The sequence below is a fragment of the Marinobacter piscis genome (assembly GCF_007671655.1).
GTDB lineage: Bacteria > Pseudomonadota > Gammaproteobacteria > Pseudomonadales > Oleiphilaceae > Marinobacter > Marinobacter piscensis.
The window spans coordinates 67,649-83,946 of the sequence record NZ_VCGX01000002.1 but is presented as its reverse complement, the minus strand read 5'-3'; the positions used below and the strand labels follow the sequence as shown (position 1 = coordinate 83,946).

General features: G+C 55.5%; 12 protein-coding genes and 3 tRNA genes. 4 read left to right on the top strand and 11 right to left on the bottom strand.

The genetic code is table 11. The annotated features are described in order from the left end of the window. Positions 1-102 precede the first annotated feature (102 nt). On the top strand, positions 103-639 hold the full coding sequence (locus FFI95_RS06085) for a DUF2058 domain-containing protein (protein WP_144821551.1): 537 nt from the start codon (positions 103-105) through the stop codon (positions 637-639). A gap of 3 nt (positions 640-642) precedes the next feature. On the opposite strand, the gene FFI95_RS06080 is transcribed toward FFI95_RS06085, so the two are convergent. After that, complete coding sequence (locus FFI95_RS06080; protein ID WP_144821550.1) at positions 643-1,914, bottom strand: histidine kinase dimerization/phospho-acceptor domain-containing protein; 1,272 nt, start codon at positions 1,912-1,914, stop codon at positions 643-645. Then, complete coding sequence (locus FFI95_RS06075) at positions 1,911-2,573, bottom strand: response regulator (RefSeq protein ID WP_144821549.1); 663 nt, start codon at positions 2,571-2,573, stop codon at positions 1,911-1,913. Before FFI95_RS06075 ends, FFI95_RS06080 begins: the two co-directional genes overlap by 4 nt. A gap of 120 nt (positions 2,574-2,693) precedes the next feature. Between FFI95_RS06075 and dsbD the strand changes: the two genes are divergently transcribed. From dsbD to dsbG, 3 genes are read left to right on the top strand one after another with little or no spacing between them, the layout of a single operon-like run. Next, entirely contained in the window at positions 2,694-4,511 is a 1,818-nt protein-coding gene (gene dsbD / locus FFI95_RS06070) for a protein-disulfide reductase DsbD (RefSeq protein ID WP_246069441.1), read from the top strand. 10 nt (positions 4,512-4,521) lie between these two features. Next, entirely contained in the window at positions 4,522-5,334 is an 813-nt protein-coding gene (locus tag FFI95_RS06065) for a TlpA disulfide reductase family protein (RefSeq protein ID WP_144821548.1), read from the top strand. 20 nt (positions 5,335-5,354) lie between these two features. Further along, positions 5,355-6,146, top strand: coding sequence for a thiol:disulfide interchange protein DsbG (gene dsbG / locus FFI95_RS06060; protein WP_144821547.1), 792 nt, complete (start codon positions 5,355-5,357; stop codon positions 6,144-6,146). Between the two features lie 15 nt (positions 6,147-6,161). Here the strand turns inward: dsbG and FFI95_RS06055 are convergent, their stop codons facing one another. The 9 genes from FFI95_RS06055 to alaS all read right to left on the bottom strand — a co-directional run bounded on the left by FFI95_RS06055 (position 6,162) and on the right by alaS (position 16,280). Beyond that, the gene (locus FFI95_RS06055; protein WP_144821546.1) at positions 6,162-9,260 is read right to left on the bottom strand and encodes a molybdopterin dinucleotide binding domain-containing protein; all 3,099 of its coding nucleotides are present in this window, start codon (positions 9,258-9,260) and stop codon (positions 6,162-6,164) included. Between the two features lie 22 nt (positions 9,261-9,282). Continuing rightward, positions 9,283-10,392, bottom strand: a complete 1,110-nt coding sequence (gene nrfD / locus FFI95_RS06050; protein WP_144821545.1) for an NrfD/PsrC family molybdoenzyme membrane anchor subunit — start codon at positions 10,390-10,392, stop codon at positions 9,283-9,285. Next, the gene (gene dsrO / locus FFI95_RS06045; RefSeq protein WP_144821544.1) at positions 10,373-11,152 is read right to left on the bottom strand and encodes a sulfate reduction electron transfer complex DsrMKJOP subunit DsrO; all 780 of its coding nucleotides are present in this window, start codon (positions 11,150-11,152) and stop codon (positions 10,373-10,375) included. The genes nrfD and dsrO overlap by 20 nt, the downstream gene beginning before the upstream one ends. Positions 11,153-11,544: 392 nt before the next feature. Next, a tRNA-Arg gene (locus FFI95_RS06040) sits at positions 11,545-11,621 on the bottom strand. Between the two features lie 55 nt (positions 11,622-11,676). Continuing rightward, a tRNA-Arg gene (locus FFI95_RS06035) sits at positions 11,677-11,753 on the bottom strand. A gap of 66 nt (positions 11,754-11,819) precedes the next feature. Further along, positions 11,820-11,909, bottom strand: a tRNA-Ser gene (locus tag FFI95_RS06030). A 132-nt stretch (positions 11,910-12,041) separates the two neighbouring features. Further along, complete coding sequence (gene csrA / locus FFI95_RS06025; RefSeq protein WP_144821543.1) at positions 12,042-12,239, bottom strand: carbon storage regulator CsrA; 198 nt, start codon at positions 12,237-12,239, stop codon at positions 12,042-12,044. 64 nt (positions 12,240-12,303) lie between these two features. Continuing rightward, entirely contained in the window at positions 12,304-13,542 is a 1,239-nt protein-coding gene (locus tag FFI95_RS06020; RefSeq protein WP_144821542.1) for an aspartate kinase, read from the bottom strand. A gap of 107 nt (positions 13,543-13,649) precedes the next feature. After that, positions 13,650-16,280, bottom strand: a complete 2,631-nt coding sequence (gene alaS, locus FFI95_RS06015; RefSeq protein ID WP_144821541.1) for an alanine--tRNA ligase — start codon at positions 16,278-16,280, stop codon at positions 13,650-13,652. Positions 16,281-16,298: the final 18 nt, after the last annotated feature.

The following is a 16,298-nucleotide window of genomic DNA, read 5'->3' as shown; positions in this document are numbered from 1 at the left end:
AAAATCCCGGGTTCAGCGATTGCTGGTTATGAAGATAAGCGTGAGGACGTATACTATTGCGATAGAATACCAGAATTGATGACCAATTGATGGAGTTAACCCATGGCATCCCTGCAGGATCAGCTATTAAAAGCCGGCCTGGCTGATGAAAAAAAGGCCAAAGCGATTCGTAATGAGAAGCGCAAACAGCGCAAGCAGCAGCCAAAAGGCGCTGTACAGGTTAATGAAACAGAACTACGGGCCCGCCAGGCCCGTGAAGAGAAGGCAGAGCGTGACCGCCAGCTGAACCTCAAGCGTCAGCAGGAAGCCGAGCAGAAGGCCATTCAGGCCCAGATCCGGCAACTGGTGGAAACCAACCGCCTGGACCGCAGCCGGGGTGAAACCTCTTACCAGTTTGTCCATGACAAGAAAATCAAGAAGTTGTATGTGGATGACACCATGGCCGATCAGCTGGCGCGTGGCCGCCTTGCCATTATCTTCGTTGATGACCGGTATGAGATTGTTGCCGAAGGTGTGGCACGTAAAATTGCCGAGCGCGACGACACAGCGGTCGTTGTACTTCATGACCGCAAGCAGGACGATGTCGGTGATGACGATCCGTACGCAGGTTACGAAATTCCGGATGACCTTATGTGGTAAAGGTCATCCGTCCAGAGGCAGCCTGAGGGTCCAGTCCATTCCGCCGGTTTCATTATGAGCCGACCGTAAGCTGCCGCCATAGCGTGAAGTGACAGCCTCCACAATGGACAACCCCAGGCCATGACTGGCCGCAGGCTCAGACCCGCCCGAGTCCCGGACCAGAAAGCTCACCTCTGGAGCCTCTTCTGTGCCGGCTCCACCGGCTTTCTCCACCACGATAGCGCACTGGCCTGCTGAATACTTGAGGGCATTCTCCACCAGATTTCGCAGAGCAACAACGGCCAGTGTTAAAGGCACCCTGACATACTCTTCGGCTGCCTGGTTCTCAACACGCAAACGACTGCGATCAGGGAAGTCGGCCAGCACCGTCTGCAGAATATCACTGATACAACTGCGCTTTTCTTCCTGCCAGACTCCTCCCTGCTCCAGTCTCGCCAGCATCAGAAGCTGCTCCGTGACCTGCTGCAGTCTCACCACACCTTTTTCTGCATTGGCCAGTGCCCGCTGTTGCTTTACATCCGTTACCTGCCGGGCCACTTGCAGATGAGTTTTAATGCCTGTCAAAGGGGTTCGGAACTCATGAGCGGCATCGTTCGCAAAGCGTTGCTCCCGGGCCACTGTCCTTTCCACCCGGGCAAACAAACCATTCAGGGTTGTAACCACAGGTGTCAGTTCGGACGGTGCCTCGGTTATACACACAGGCTCCAGGTTAAGCGGGTCGCGCTGACGCAGCTCATCGTGCAAACGCTGCAGTGGACGAAGCCCGCTTTGTATTCCCCACCAAAGCACCGCAAGACCGCCGAGAAGTGCGAGTGTAAAAGGTACGACCATGACCAGGATAATGCCGTTTTCAAGCCGGGTTCGCTCCGACATCCGGTCTGCAGTGGTAATAAACACCCCATCCTGCTCCAGGGTATACAGACGCCACGCTTCACCATCAATCTGGCGACTGGAAAACCCTGGCCGGGAATCGCTCAGCGAGGCTCCGCGGGCGCCGGTGGTCTGAAGCAACACTTCTCCGCTTGTGGCTCGAATCTGGCACGCCACTCCCTGACTGTCCGGCTCCAGAATCAGGGGGCTCGTGTTGGTTGTAACCAGCATTTCCGGCTGTCGGGAAATCAGGCCAGCAACCATGTTAGCGGAGGAGGCAAGACGCTGATCCAGTGTTTTTGCCACTTGCTCATTCAGGTGCAAATACATTAACAGGCCAACCGACAGCCACAGGAGCCCAAAGGCCAGCCCTAACGACCAGAGTAACCGGCGGCGCAGGCTCACTCAGGGTCTCCAAGGCGATAGCCCAGGCCACGCTCGGTCAGTATCAGGTTCTTCCCGAGCTTGCGTCGTAAATGATAGATATGCACGTTCAGCGCATTACTCGCAACCTCGGTGTCCATGCCATAGAGACTGTCCTTGAGCTGTTCTTCAGACATAACCGCTCCCCGGGCATTGAGCAGTTTTTCCAACAGCGCCAGCTCGCGCCGCGAAAGCGTGACCGGTTCGCCCGCCCGGTATACCTCACCGGTTGAAGGTCGCATCCGTATATCACCGTGGTGTATCTCCGGCACTGACCGGCCGGCCGCACGACGAACCAGTGCATGCAGACGGGCCGCCAGCTCGTCCAGTTCGAAGGGTTTCAGCACATAATCATCGGCCCCGGCCTCCAGCCCCAGCACGCGGTCCTGCACGGCATCCCGGGCAGTCAGAATAAGAACGGGAATATCCATTCCCTGCCGCCGCCACTGGGACAGCAGTTCCAGACCGTCTCCGTCCGGCAGCCCAAGATCCAGAACCACCACATCACTGGCGAGTTGCTCAAGGGCTGCGACGGCTTCCCGCCGACTCCGTACACGATCGACAACACAATGATGCAGCTCCAGCCCCGCTTCCAGGCCAGATGCTACAAGGTCGTCATCTTCTACTAATAAAACATGCACGGCTGAACGTACCCTTAAAACAATTTCAGGTTGCTATTAATACTGCCTTAATCACCCACCTGCACACTGCTCTCTTCAAATTCACAGCGTCAGAGACGCTCAACGGAGCAGGAGCAATCAGTGAACCCCATCCGGTTATGGCTGTTGATGTTATCCACTCTCATGGCTTTGGCAACAGGCATTCCTGCTTACGGCCAATCCCTGCTGGGAAACAATAGCGATTTTCTGCCAGTAGATCAGGCTTTTGAATACAGCCTCGAAGAAAATGATGATGGCACTCTGAGCCTGTTTTGGGACATTGCACCGGATTACTATCTGTATCGCGAGCGCATGGAGATTGAAGGCGCTGACGCCGGGCTGGAGCAGGTAAGTTACCCGCCTGGCCGCACCATTACCGATGAGTTTTTCGGTGAGTCCGAGGTGTATTTCAACCGGGCTGAAATGCTCATTGAACCGGGCGATGCAACTGCCCTGAACCTGACCTGGCAAGGCTGCGCTGAAGCCGGGCTGTGTTATCCGCCGCAATCTGTAACCGTAAACTTTGCCGGACAGGAGGTGGCAGCAGCTGACCTTTCGGGTGCCGAAAACAAAGGGACGACAGTGCCAGCCCCGGCTGGCGATGCAATGGCCGAGGACCAGTCGCTGGCCAGTCAACTGGCGACCAGCGGACTGATATGGAACCTGGTGATCTTTTTCGGACTCGGACTTTTACTGGTGTTCACACCTTGCGTGCTGCCCATGATTCCCATCCTCTCTGCGGTGATTGTAGGCAGTAACGCCCGGCGAGGCCGTGCATTTGTACTTTCGCTGGTATTTGTTGTCGCCATGGCAATCACTTACGCCCTGCTGGGCGTTGCAGCTGCCGTGGCCGGAGCCAATTTGCAGGCGATTTTGCAGGCTCCCGTGTTCATTGTGCCTCTGGCCATCATTTTTGTTCTGCTTGCTCTGTCGATGTTCGGGCTTTATGAGCTGCAGTTACCGGCATTTGTCCGTGATCGCCTGGATAAGGTCAATCGCAGGCAAAAAGGTGGCAGCCTGGGCGGGGCCGCCGTTATGGGCTTCATCTCCGCCTTGCTTGCCAGTCCTTGTATGACAGCACCGCTGGCAGGGGCGCTGATCTATATTGCAGATAGCGGCAACGCCAGCCTGGGTGGTTTTGCGTTACTGGCACTGGGTCTGGGCATGGGCGCTCCTCTCATCGCGCTCGCTACGATCGGGTCCGGCTTACTCCCCAGGCCCGGTGCCTGGATGAACGCTGTGAAGGCGGTTTTCGGATTCATTTTACTGGGCACCGCCGTCTGGTTCCTCGAGCGTATTCTGGATGACTCACTGACGCTGGCGCTGTGGGGGGCATTGATACTTCTTCTTGGCATGTCCGTGCGGCAAATAGCCCGATCCCGACATTCAGAGGCGCCTCTGAAGGCACTGCTTAACGGTGCCGGCGCCGTCGTTATTCTCTGGGGTGCGCTGATGATGATCGGGGCTGCAGCAGGCGGCACCCAGCTCTGGCAACCCCTGACATCTCTTGCGGGCTCTGTTGCTGCCCCCCGGCAGATGACTGATACGGATTACGCCCGCTTTGAAAGCTTCAAATCCATCAATGATCTTGATCAGGCTGTCGAAAACGCCGGAGCCAGGGGCCAGTGGACACTGGTGGATTTTTATGCAGACTGGTGCATCTCCTGCAAGGTGATTGAAGAAGAAGTGTTTGGTGACCCGGACGTTATCGAAACGCTCTCCGACATGCAGTTACTGCGCGCCGATGTGACCGTTAACGATAAGCTGGACCAGGAACTCATGAGTGAGTTGCAGGTCATAGGCCCGCCAACGATTCTGATCATTGGCCCTGACGGCCAGGAATATCGCGCCCAGCGCACAACCGGTGAAGTATCCGCCAGTCAGTTCCTCGAGCGCCTGGCTGCTGCCCGCCAATCATAAAGGAGTAATGATGTTATCGGTTAACATAGGCCCGCTGAGCCTGCCCATGTCTCAGCTGTTATTAATCAGTGCATTTGTGATTGCCCTGATTGTTGGCGCTGTAAGCGGACGCAAAGAAGGTGTCCCGATCGCTGGGACGCTGTCTGATATTTTCCTGGCTTCCATGGTGGCTGCACGTATCGGGTTTGTTATCCAGTACTTCGAGCACTATCAGGAAAACCTGTGGGGCATCATCGATATCCGCGATGGTGGTTTTCACATTATCGCCGGCCTTGCGGGCGCACTGGCACTGACAGCCTGGAAGCTCTGGCGCCATGCCAGAATCCGCAGACCCTTATCGATTGCTGTTGCCTCCGGCCTGCTGACCTGGGGGTCGGTTTCACTGTTGGTCACTCTGGCAGAGACCAGCTCCAGGGGCATGCCCCAGGCCAGTTTCAAGCTGCTCGACGGTACTCCGGTGACACTGGCTGAGGTAGCCGAAGGCAAGCCTGCGGTTGTCAACCTTTGGGCCAGCTGGTGTCCGCCCTGTATCCGGGAAATGCCGGTCCTGGAAAAGGCCCAGGAAAATCACCCGGATATCACCTTTGTATTTGTAAACCAGGGTGAACACCCTGAGACCATTAATGAGTTCATGGGAGAACAAAAACTCTCGATACAGAACGTTCTGACCGACACCGGTGCCAGCCTGGGCCGGACAACGGGCAGCCAGGCGCTGCCAACAACGCTTTTCTACGATGCCAACGGCCAGCAGGTGAATGCTCATATGGGCGAATTGTCCTCCGCTTCACTGGCCCATAACCTCAAAAGCTTTACGACCGACTGAAGCCGACCCGGAGACCTGATATGCAACGATTTAAACCTGTACTCAAACCTTCTCTGCTGGCCATAGCCATGGCTGCAACCACGCTGAGCATGCCCGCACTGGCACAGAGCCAGCAGCACCCTGAGGCGGTTCAGCAACTGACCGACCGGGGCGTCACGATTGTCGAAAATTTTGAGGCGCCGGGTGGCATGACCGGCTATGTAGGTACCATGCAAGGACGCCCTGTAGCTTTCTACCTGACTCAGGACAAAGAGCATGTTGTGGTGGGCACCATGCTGAATAACACAGGCGAAAACCTGACCGAATCCAAAATACAGGAACTGGTTCTGGGGCCACAGAATGAAAAAGCCTGGGGCCAGCTTGAAAAAGCCGACTGGGTACGTGATGGAAATGCCGATGCGCCGGTGATTGTTTACACGTTCACCGATCCCAACTGCCCCTTCTGTCATCGCTTCCGCCAGGCTGCAGAGCCCTGGATTGATGCCGGCAAAGTGCAGTTACGACATGTCATGGTGGGTATACTGAAACAGGACAGCCTGCCGAAGGCGGCCACCATTGTCGGTGCCGACAATCCGCGTGCCGCCCTTAAAGAAAACCAGAAGAATCATGGTGAGGGCGGGATTTCAGTTGATCGCCGCATTGTCAGTGCCAACGCAAAAAGAATCCGGGAAAACAACAAGCTGATGTCCAGCCTGGGGCTTACAGCAACCCCCAGCACCTATTACAAGGACGATAATGGCGCCATCCAGATGAAACAGGGCGCGCCGCGCCCTGGTGAAATGGAAGCTATTATGGGCAGCCCGGAACCCTGATCCGGGCTGCTGCTTCTAGATCGCTTCAACGACACTCACTCGCACCGGCAGCCCCTGCCGGACGGATGCACCACTGACGTTTTCCAGCCAGGTTGCGGCACCGTCGTTGCGGGTGGGGTCGGAGAAGCCCAGATCGTTGATATTGATACCGGCTCCCAGGTAAGGGTTACCCGCGCGCTCTTCACCATCAATGATGTGAGAGGCTGCTCCGAGCTCCCGGTGTCCATACCCATGCTCGATCCCTATTGCCCCCTCATGCACGTTGTCCCCCACCAAAGCCAGGGCCAGCACCTTGCCCCCCGGGCTCTCGATACTGATGGTGTCACCATGACTGACTCCGAACTTCCTGGCATCGTTATGGTGCAAAAGCACGGGGTTATAAGGCTTGATCATACGCAGCCGCTCAAGACCTATGGCATAGGAGTTCATCAGGTTTGACTTGAACGAGAATGCCAGTAGTGGCCATTCGCTTTCCGGGTAGTGCTCCCGCAAAAGCGACCCATCCCAGAACCGCGGCGCATGGTGTGTGGGGGTACCCACAAGACGCTGACCACTGTAGCTGTCGATTGCCGTACCAACCGTCTCGTTATAGACACACAGAGGACGGGCCCAGGCATGTCCGAGCTTCTCACCATCGTAAGCTTTTTCCATGGTTTCGAAGCGGCCACCACGTGTATACACGTGAGCCACCGGACCTGCCTCATCTTCCGTTACCGTGCTCCTGATCCGTCCCAGCAACCGCGCAATGCCACTTGCGGCAATATCTTCTTCACTGGCGGCCGGCAGAGGTGTTCCTGACATCGCAATGTTGGCCGCTGCACGCAGATAAAAATCCTCAGCACGGTGCAGACCATGCATCTTGCCATCAGCACCCTTGATTACATTGTCCCCAAAGCCAGGCAACTCCAGACGCTTACCCAGCTCAATGAAGAAGTTATCCATGCAGACGGGCTCACCGGCCGCGGTTTTTGCCTGTCGCGGTTCAACGACGGGCCAGCAGGCGGTTGTCATTTTGGTCAGAGTACCGCTCCAGGCGCCAGTAAAGCCCCATACTTCATACATAACCGAGTCTGGCACAATATAGTCTGCAAAACGGTTGGTTTCATTAATGAAGCCATCCACTGCTACATACAAACCAATGTTTTTCGGGTCCTTCAGCCTTTCTGCGAGCAGTGAGGTCAGTCCGGCCTGGCCATACATCGGGTTTGCCATAACACCAATCATTGCCTTGATCTTGTACGGATAGCCTTCAAGGCCTGAAAGCAGATGCTCGGTCAGTATTGGTGGTGCCACCGAGCGCCAGGGTGCTTTTGCCGGATAAGGTGACTCTCCGGCCTCGACGCGGCGCTTATACTCACTGGTTTTTTCATAGGGAAAGCGTGTGCGGGAAAGAAACACACCTTTGGGGCCCACCTTGCCGGGAAAATCTGCAAGATTGTAGCGTGGGCCTGTACCTACACCGTTAAACGAGCCCCCGCCTTTGGCCACCCCACCCTTCTGGTTAAAGCTGCCGGCCAGCAGGTTGAGCATATTGATAGCGTAGGACGCATAAAAGCCCACACCGGACATCATGCCCCCGTGGGTGTCAGCCGCGGCTTTACGTCCAAAGCTGGCAAAGCGCCTGGCCAGATTGCGAATAACATCTGCTTCAATTCCGCAAATGTCTGCATAGTCTTCAATGCTATGGCGCATCGCTTCCTGGCGCAGCTTAAACAATGAACTGCGAACGGTAACGGGGCCGTCAATCGTTTCCACAGTGCGTTCAACAAACAGTTCGCCACGTTCAGCCTGTTCAGAGCTCTCAAGTTCACCGACACCATTAACCACCACAGGGTGATCATTATCGGTATCGGCATCAGCCTGGCCTATATCACTCAGGCGCAGGAAGTAGCCGGCCCTGGGGTGATTATCGTCTTCGATCACCAAGTGGGTGGCGTTTGAGTGTCCCGGCTCACCGGCCCTTTCGGCCGCCCGGTTGCCCGGAATTCGCAGATAATCTTTAGCGTAGCCTTCATTCACCAGCATCCACCGAATCAGCGCCATGGCCAGTGCGGTATCCGTACCCGGAAGAATCGAGATCCAGCGGTTACGCTCGCCCGCTGAGTGGGAAGCTGCGGCGGTTAATGCCGGATCAACCAGAACGTATTCCATATTACCGGTGGTGCGGGCCTGTGCCAGCAATCGCCCCTGGCGCTTGAACGGGTTACCGGCCTGGCTGGGCGCAGTTCCGATAAACAGCGCAAACTCCACATTCGCATAATCCGGCTTTACGTGGGCGTTTTTGGCCAGGTCATTCATCACCGCACCCGACCCCATGCGGAACGCCAGACCACAGTACGCACCATGGTGCCCATAGTTCCGGGTTCCGAAAGCATTGAATGCAAAGCGCTTAAGCAATGCTCCCCGGCCGTAATCCGTTGCCTCCATCATCAGAAGCTGGTTTGATTTGGGGCCATACTCCGGGTTATCCGGGTCCAGGGGTGTCTCAATGTCACGAATGGAGCGCAGGCCTTCAACCTCCCCCTCACCAAACAGGTCGCCACCCGCAACAATTTCGTCCAGTAATTGCTCGAAAGGGATACTCTCCCACTGATTGCTACCACGCGGGCCGGTACGCTTCAGACAGTTAAGCACGCGCTGGTCGCTGGTTAGCTGAGACATGGCGGCGTTGCCACGGGCGCACGCCGTGGACCGGTTCAGCTGGCCCTGGTCCTGAAAGCTGCTCATGCGCCGGAATGCATCCATGACCGGAGTGCTTTCATCCAGGTGCTCATCTGAAGACAGCGGGTGGTATGGGTTACCGGACACCCGCAGTACTTTTTCCTCATTGTTATCAATGCGTACCCGCACGCCACACTTGGTGGTGCAGCCATAGCAAACCGTAAAGGCAATACGCTGGTCCGGGTTCAGTGACACCTCGCCTGTTACCGGATCAACCGAGTATTCTGGCGCCAGGCTGTTACCGTGCAGGCGATCAGATGTGGCAACGCCGGATGTACCGTTTACCAGGCCTTTGCCCATTTTTTCAAGCGGGCCGGAATAGCCTGCTGCAAAAGTTGCAGCACCGCCGGCGGCAGCTGCACCCTTCAGGAAGTTACGACGATTCTTGTCCATACTATTGCTCCGAAGACGTGAATCAGTGGGCGCCTGCCTGGAAGCTCTTCTTCCAGGGCACCAGAATGTCAATAATTAAAAGCGCGGCCAGCCATAACCCGAAGGTACCGATAATGCCCAGCAGTCCACTGGACCCGGCTTCAATGGCGTATTGATAATAGCCAGCGGTATTCTTCGCGACGGTCTGCACTTCCATCAATACCATCCAGCGGAACGTCCAGCCGATGTGTACTGCTAACAGGCCTGCAATCCAGGACCTGGCAAGCCAGCCGGCGCGTCGCAACATGGCAATGGTGATCAACGTAAGCGCGACCCCGACGAGCAGGCCGTACAGTGCCACAGCGCGCCACTCCGGGTTTCTCTGCAGAGACGCAAACGCCTGTTCAACCGAGGGGCTAAAGCCGGTAATTCCTTCGGATACCCAGAGCGCCGCAACCAGGGCGGACAGGATCATGCTGACAAAGATGACCTTGAGGCTTTGCCGGTTAACATCTTCGTTGTTTCCGGTCATCAGCCGGTTAATCAGCAGAACCAGGCCGGCAGCCGCCACCAGGCCGGTCAGCACGAACATGACCGGTAACCAGTGGGTGTCCCACAGGGGCCGGGCTTTTACAATTGCAACTTCAGCCCCTGTGTAAACCATAATGCCAACCGACATTGCCAAAGCACCCAGGCCTGAAAGCACCTGCATCCAGCGCGGCGAATGCCATTGCCCCAGCGTTATCCAGCCAGAGATTCTGGCAATCCAGCCATCACCCCGGGCCTGCTCCTGCATTGCCGGCCGCCAGGCCAGCCAGGCGTAGACAACAACCAGCAAAAGGTAGACAGGCAACAACAGACTGCCGATAGACATCCAGGACCAGGGAGTCAGGTTGGCGTAAAAGTGCCAGAAGCGCAGCGGTTGATGCAGGTCCGCCAGCAAGGCCACAGGGCCAACAAGTGTGCAGCTTACCGTGACCAGTAACGCAACCCTTGCCAGCGGCTGAAAATCCTTTTTGCCAAGCAGCAGCCCCGGGACTGTGAGCAACAGTGCCGAGTAAGACACGGCAATCAGAAAGAAGTACTGTACGGCCCAGGGGTACCAGGCAATACCGTAGCGAGGCGCCAGAACCTCAATGACCGCTGAACTCATAGCCAACCTCCTCACCTTGTTGGTCGCGCACATCCCAGATAGCGGGTTTGGCATCGGGCCGTGATACAAATCGTTCGTCCATCCCCAGGTAGAACACGTGGGGTGAGGTTCCCATCTCAGGCTTGAGCACCATCAGTTCGTTGTAGTGCTCTTTGATCATGCGACTGATCTGGCTCTCCGGATCCCGAAGATCGCCAATAATACGCGCTCCCCCCACACAAGACTCCACACAGGCCGGAAGCAGACCGACATCCAGGCGGTGAGCACAGAATGTGCACTTATCGGCGGTCTGGGTATGTTCGTTGATAAACCGGGCGTCGTAAGGGCACGCCTGCACACAATAGGCGCAGCCGACACAGGCATCGTTATCCACGACCACAATGCCATCCTGACGCTGGAACGTTGCCTGTACCGGGCACACAGGCACACAAGGCGGGTTCTCACAGTGGTTGCACAGTCGTGGCAGCATGAAGGTTGCGACATCGCCGGTTTCCTCATGCTCAACTTCGTACTGCGAGACAATTGTGCGGAAGTTGCCCAGGGGCGCCTCATTTTCAATATGACAGGAGACAGTGCAGGCCTGGCAGCCAATACAGGCTCTCAGGTCGATCAGCATCGCATAGCGTTTGTCGGGATCACCTTCTCTGCGCGGCGGCTGATCATTTATGCCTGCTGAGGCAACACTGCTCAACGGAACCAATGCGGCACCGGCAGTCAGTTTGGCAATTTGCCCAAGCAGAGCGCGACGGATTTTGTCCATGGTTTCTCCATCCAATGGCACTGGAGTTAGTTAGTGAAGCAACTAACTGAAGTCTACCAAGGAGGCACTTGCCAAACTTGATGGAGGTCAATTGAAGATGGGGGAGTTACAAGAGCGGAGCTTTACCCGGGTATATGGAGGCTATACAAAGCAAAACGCCCCAGAATGTGAGATGCACAAACTGGGGCGTTCTGACTTCAATTTGGCGCGGCTGGGAGGATTAGGCGGGCCTTCGGCCCTTCCCTCACGGGCCGCCGTCGCTGCGCTCCCGCGTTCCTCAACCTGCGATGCAGGTTTCGGTCGAACCTCTTTCGGTTCAAATTCTCCCAGCTGTAGATAGCAAAACGCCTCAGGTTGCGAGATATACAAACTGAGGCGTTCTGACTTTAATTTGGCGCGGCTGGGAGGATTCGAACCTCCGACCGCTCGGTTCGTAGCCGAGTACTCTATCCAGCTGAGCTACAGCCGCCTGAAACTTGTTTCTCGCTATCGGACTGAGTCTGATCGAGAAGGGTAATTAAAAGTGGCGCGGCTGGGAGGATTCGAACCTCCGACCGCTCGGTTCGTAGCCGAGTACTCTATCCAGCTGAGCTACAGCCGCGCATTGATCACTTTTTTCTGACTGAGAACACTCAGTCTGTTCCGCTTCCTTCTACCAAAAAGGAAATGGCGGAGAGGGAGGGATTCGAACCCTCGGTACGCTAACGCGTACGGTTCCTTAGCAGGGAACTGGTTTCAGCCACTCACCCACCTCTCCTTCAGAACGGGGCGTATACTACCATAATTTTTCTGTTTTCATAGGGTTGACAGCAACTTTTTAACCCTTGTTTTGCCTGAAAAACAAAAAAACCGCTCAGGCTACGCCTGAATCACCCCTTTTCTTTGCCTCTCAGCTGTTGCCAGGCTCTGATTCGTCTTCGCCTTTCTCAGACTGAATACGCTGATAAATTTCTTCCCGATGCACCGCGACTTCTTTTGGTGCGTTCACACCAATACGCACCTGGTTTCCTTTTACACCCAGCACCGTAACAGTAATATCATCACCAACCATCAGAGTTTCACCAACCCGACGCGTCAAAATCAACATATCCTTTACTCCCTATCCTGAGCTACCTGTTCCGACAAGTAATTTTAAATTTGGTTCTACAAGATTACATGGTTTCTTCAACTGCAGGCTTCTCAAGCTCAAAAGCACTGTGAAGTGCCCGCACTGCGAGCTCAAGATATTTTTCATTGATCACTACGGAAATTTTTATTTCCGAGGTAGAGATCATCTGAATATTAATACCTTCCGCTGACAAGGCCTCAAACATAGTGGTTGCCACCCCCACATGGGAACGCATACCAACCCCTACAATGCTGACCTTGGCAATTTTGGTATCTCCGCTGACCTCACGGGCGCCCAGCTCATCAGATACCCGCTGCAGAACATCCTTGGCGCGATTGAAGTCGTTACGATGAACGGTAAAAGTGAACGCTGTTCTGTTGTCCTCACCCACGTTCTGGACGATCATGTCCACGTCTATGTTGGCATCACTTACCGGCTTCAGAATCCGCAGCGCACTACCCGGAGTGTCAGGGACACCCGAGATCGTCACTTTGGCTTCATCACGGTTAAACGCGATGCCGGATACAACCGGTTGTTCCATGGCGATATTTTCCTCAAGTGTAATCAGGGTGCCCTCACCTTCCTGGAAACTGGAAAGCACCCTTAAAGGAACGTTGTATTTACCCGCAAATTCCACGGCACGAATCTGAAGCACCTTGGAGCCCAGACTCGCCATCTCCATCATTTCTTCAAATGTGATCCGGTCAAGACGGCGGGCGCTGTCCACTACTCTGGGGTCCGTTGTATAAACACCGTCTACGTCGGTATAAATCTGGCATTCATCTGCTTTCAGGGCTGCTGCCAGTGCGACTGCTGTGGTATCAGAGCCACCCCGGCCAAGGGTGGTAATATTACCGTTTTCATCAACGCCCTGAAATCCGGCAACCACGATCACCCGACCTGCATCAAGATCGTTGCGCATGCTTTGTTCATCAATCTTCCGAATGCGCGCTTTTGTATGCATACTGTCCGTCAGTATGGAGACCTGCCCCCCTGTATAGGAGCGAGCGTCACAGCCCCTCTTCTGCAGGGCCATAGCAAGAAGAGCAATAGTTACCTGCTCACCGGTTGAAACTAGAACATCCATTTCCCGGGGGACTGGCTCTTCGGTAATACTGTTCGCCAGGCTGATCAGCCGGTTGGTTTCGCCACTCATGGCAGAAACCACCACGACAACATCATGACCCTTGTTACGGAAGCTGCACACTTTTTCAGCCACCGCTTCTATGCACTCAGTGGTACCCACCGAGGTGCCACCGTATTTCTGAACTAGCAGAGCCATTGTTTTTCCAGTATCTGTATCAAAGACCTGACAGGGCGGCAGGCCCTGTCCATTTATCTCTAAGCGCTGGCAATTATACCCTCACGACACCCTGTAACGGCAGAGGTTCATGCACTGTTTTTTTCAACCCAGTCCGGAACACCCGCCAGTGCATCGGCCAGCCTGGAAGGGTCGTTGCCTCCGCCCTGTGCCATATCGGGCCGACCGCCCCCTTTGCCATCAACCAGTCCCGCCAGGTGCTTCATCAAGTCACCCGCCTTCACCCGATTGGTGGCAGATTTCGTAACACCTGCGACCAGGGTTACTTTGCCGCCGGCAACGCTGGCCAGAACAACCACACCTTCACCCAGCTTGTTTTTCAGCTGATCCGTTGTCTCCATCAGGGCTTTCCGGTCTGCCCCTTCAAGCTCGGAAGCCACCACTTTAAGGCCCGCCACGTCGACCGCAGAGTCAGCCAGGTCACTACCGGCAGAACTGGCAAGCTTTGCCTTCAGGGCTTCAATATCTTTTTCCAGAGACCGGTTACGCTCAACCGTTTGCCGTACCTTGTCGACAACAGTATCGCGACTGCCTTTTACCAAGCGCGCCACTTCATGCAGCGTTCGCTCGGTACTGTCTATCCACTCAAGTGCGCCCAGACCAGTCACTGCCTCAACACGACGCACACCCGAAGATGTACCGCTTTCAGAGGTAATACGGAGCAATCCGATATCGCCGGTGCGATCAACGTGGGTGCCCCCGCATAACTCAACTGAGTAGCGGTCTGTCCCCATACTCAGGACCCGGACAACATCCCCATACTTCTCACCGAACAGGGCCACAGCACCTTTTTCCTGTGCCTGCTCCATGTCGGTAATTTCGGTCTGCACTGCCGTATTTGCCAGTATCTGTTCGTTTACCTCACGCTCGATCTCATGCAGCTGCTCCGGGGTCAGAGCTTCAAAGTGCGCAAAATCAAAACGCAGTTTGTCAGGGTCAACCAGTGACCCCTTCTGGGTTACGTGTTCCCCCAGAACCTTACGCAAGGCTGCATGCAACAAGTGTGTGGCCGAGTGGTTACGCCGGGTTTTTTCGCGACGCCCGTGATCGATACGGGCATCAACCTCAAGGCCCGGAAGCAACTCACCTTCAATCAGTGTACCTATGTGCAGGTGATGATCGCCGTCTTTACGGGTATCCGTTACCTTGAAGCGGCCGCCGCTCCAGGTCAGCAGCCCTGTATCACCCACCTGGCCACCCGACTCGGCATAAAAAGGCGTACGCTCCAGCACCACAATCGCTTCGTCACCGGCCTCGGCTGCTTTCTGCTCCCCGTTCACAATGACCGTACGGATGCGCTCATGGCCATCAATCTGTTCGTACCCGGTGAATTCGGTTTTGCCTTCAATCTCAAGCCCGGCGGCATTATAGTCCACGCCAAACTTGCTGGCCGCCCGCGCACGCTCACGCTGGCTTTCCATAGCTTTTTCATAGCCTTCATAGTCCAGTGTCAGACCACGCTCACGGGCTATGTCGTTCGTGAGGTCTACAGGGAAACCGTAGGTGTCATAAAGTGTAAAGATGGTTTCACCGGGAATGATCTCACCCTGCAGCCCGGCAATGTCCTGTTCCAGAAGGCGCAGTCCCTTATCTAGGGTTTTTACAAACTGCTCTTCTTCTTGCAGCAGCACTTTCTCAATCTGTTTCCTGCTGCTCACCAATTGCGGGAAAGCGTCCCCCATCAGCTCGACCAGAGCACCGGTGAGCTTGTGGAAGAACGGGCCCTCGGCTCCCAGCTTGTTACCATGGCGAACGGCACGGCGGATAATGCGTCGAAGCACAAAACCCCGCCCTTCATTGGAAGGCATGACACCATCAGATATAAGGAAGGCACAGGCCCGGATATGGTCAGCCACCACGCGCAGGCTGGCTTCTGTAGTGGCTGCGCCACCCAGTACCGCCGAGGCTGCATTCAGAAGATCCTGGAAAAGGTCAATTTCGTAGTTGCTGTGCACACCCTGCAAAACGGCGGTGATTCGCTCCAGTCCCATTCCTGTGTCTACAGAGGGCTTGGGCAGATCAAGCATCTCACCGTCAGCCGTGCGGTTGTACTGCATGAAGACCACGTTCCAGATCTCAATGTAGCGATCGCCGTCTTCGTCCGGGCTTCCGGGAGGCCCACCGGCCACGTCAGGGCCATGGTCATAGAAAATCTCGGTGCAGGGGCCGCAGGGCCCTGTGTCACCCATTTGCCAGAAGTTGTCAGAGGCATAAGGCGCGCCACCATTATCGCCTATACGTACAATACGCTCGGCGGGCACGCCGACTTCTTTATTCCAGATCTCGTAAGCTTCGTTATCATCGGCGTATACGGTTACCCAGAGCTTTTCCTCAGGCAGATTCAACCACTGTTCAGCCGTCAGGAATGTCCACGCATAGTTGATGGCTTCACGCTTGAAGTAATCCCCGAAGCTGAAGTTGCCCAGCATTTCAAAGAACGTATGGTGGCGGGCTGTATAGCCCACGTTTTCCAGGTCATTGTGCTTACCGCCCGCCCGCACACACTTCTGGGAGGTGGTGGCACGACTGTAGTCCCGCTCCTCACGACCGAGGAACACATCTTTGAACTGGTTCATTCCCGCGTTGGTAAACAGCAACGTCGGATCGTCTGCCGGCACCAGCGAACTGCTTGAAACAATGGAGTGGCCTTGCTGTTTGAAATAATCGAGGAATGCCTGTCGCAACTCTGCGGTTTTCATAGCCCTTTGATACCTTTC

Bases quoted from the DNA above. Each gene is read 5' to 3' on its own strand.
- FFI95_RS06085 (WP_144821551.1), top strand. From the start codon at position 103: ATGGCATCCCTGCAGGATCAGCTATTAAAAGCCGGCCTGGCTGATGAA.
- FFI95_RS06065 (WP_144821548.1), top strand. From the start codon at position 4,522: ATGTTATCGGTTAACATAGGCCCGCTGAGCCTGCCCATGTCTCAGCTG.
- dsbG (WP_144821547.1), top strand. From the start codon at position 5,355: ATGCAACGATTTAAACCTGTACTCAAACCTTCTCTGCTGGCCATAGCC.
- FFI95_RS06055 (WP_144821546.1), bottom strand. From the start codon at position 9,260: ATGGACAAGAATCGTCGTAACTTCCTGAAGGGTGCAGCTGCCGCCGGC.
- nrfD (WP_144821545.1), bottom strand. From the start codon at position 10,392: ATGAGTTCAGCGGTCATTGAGGTTCTGGCGCCTCGCTACGGTATTGCC.
- dsrO (WP_144821544.1), bottom strand. From the start codon at position 11,152: ATGGACAAAATCCGTCGCGCTCTGCTTGGGCAAATTGCCAAACTGACT.
- csrA (WP_144821543.1), bottom strand. From the start codon at position 12,239: ATGTTGATTTTGACGCGTCGGGTTGGTGAAACTCTGATGGTTGGTGAT.
- FFI95_RS06020 (WP_144821542.1), bottom strand. From the start codon at position 13,542: ATGGCTCTGCTAGTTCAGAAATACGGTGGCACCTCGGTGGGTACCACT.
- alaS (WP_144821541.1), bottom strand. From the start codon at position 16,280: ATGAAAACCGCAGAGTTGCGACAGGCATTCCTCGATTATTTCAAACAG.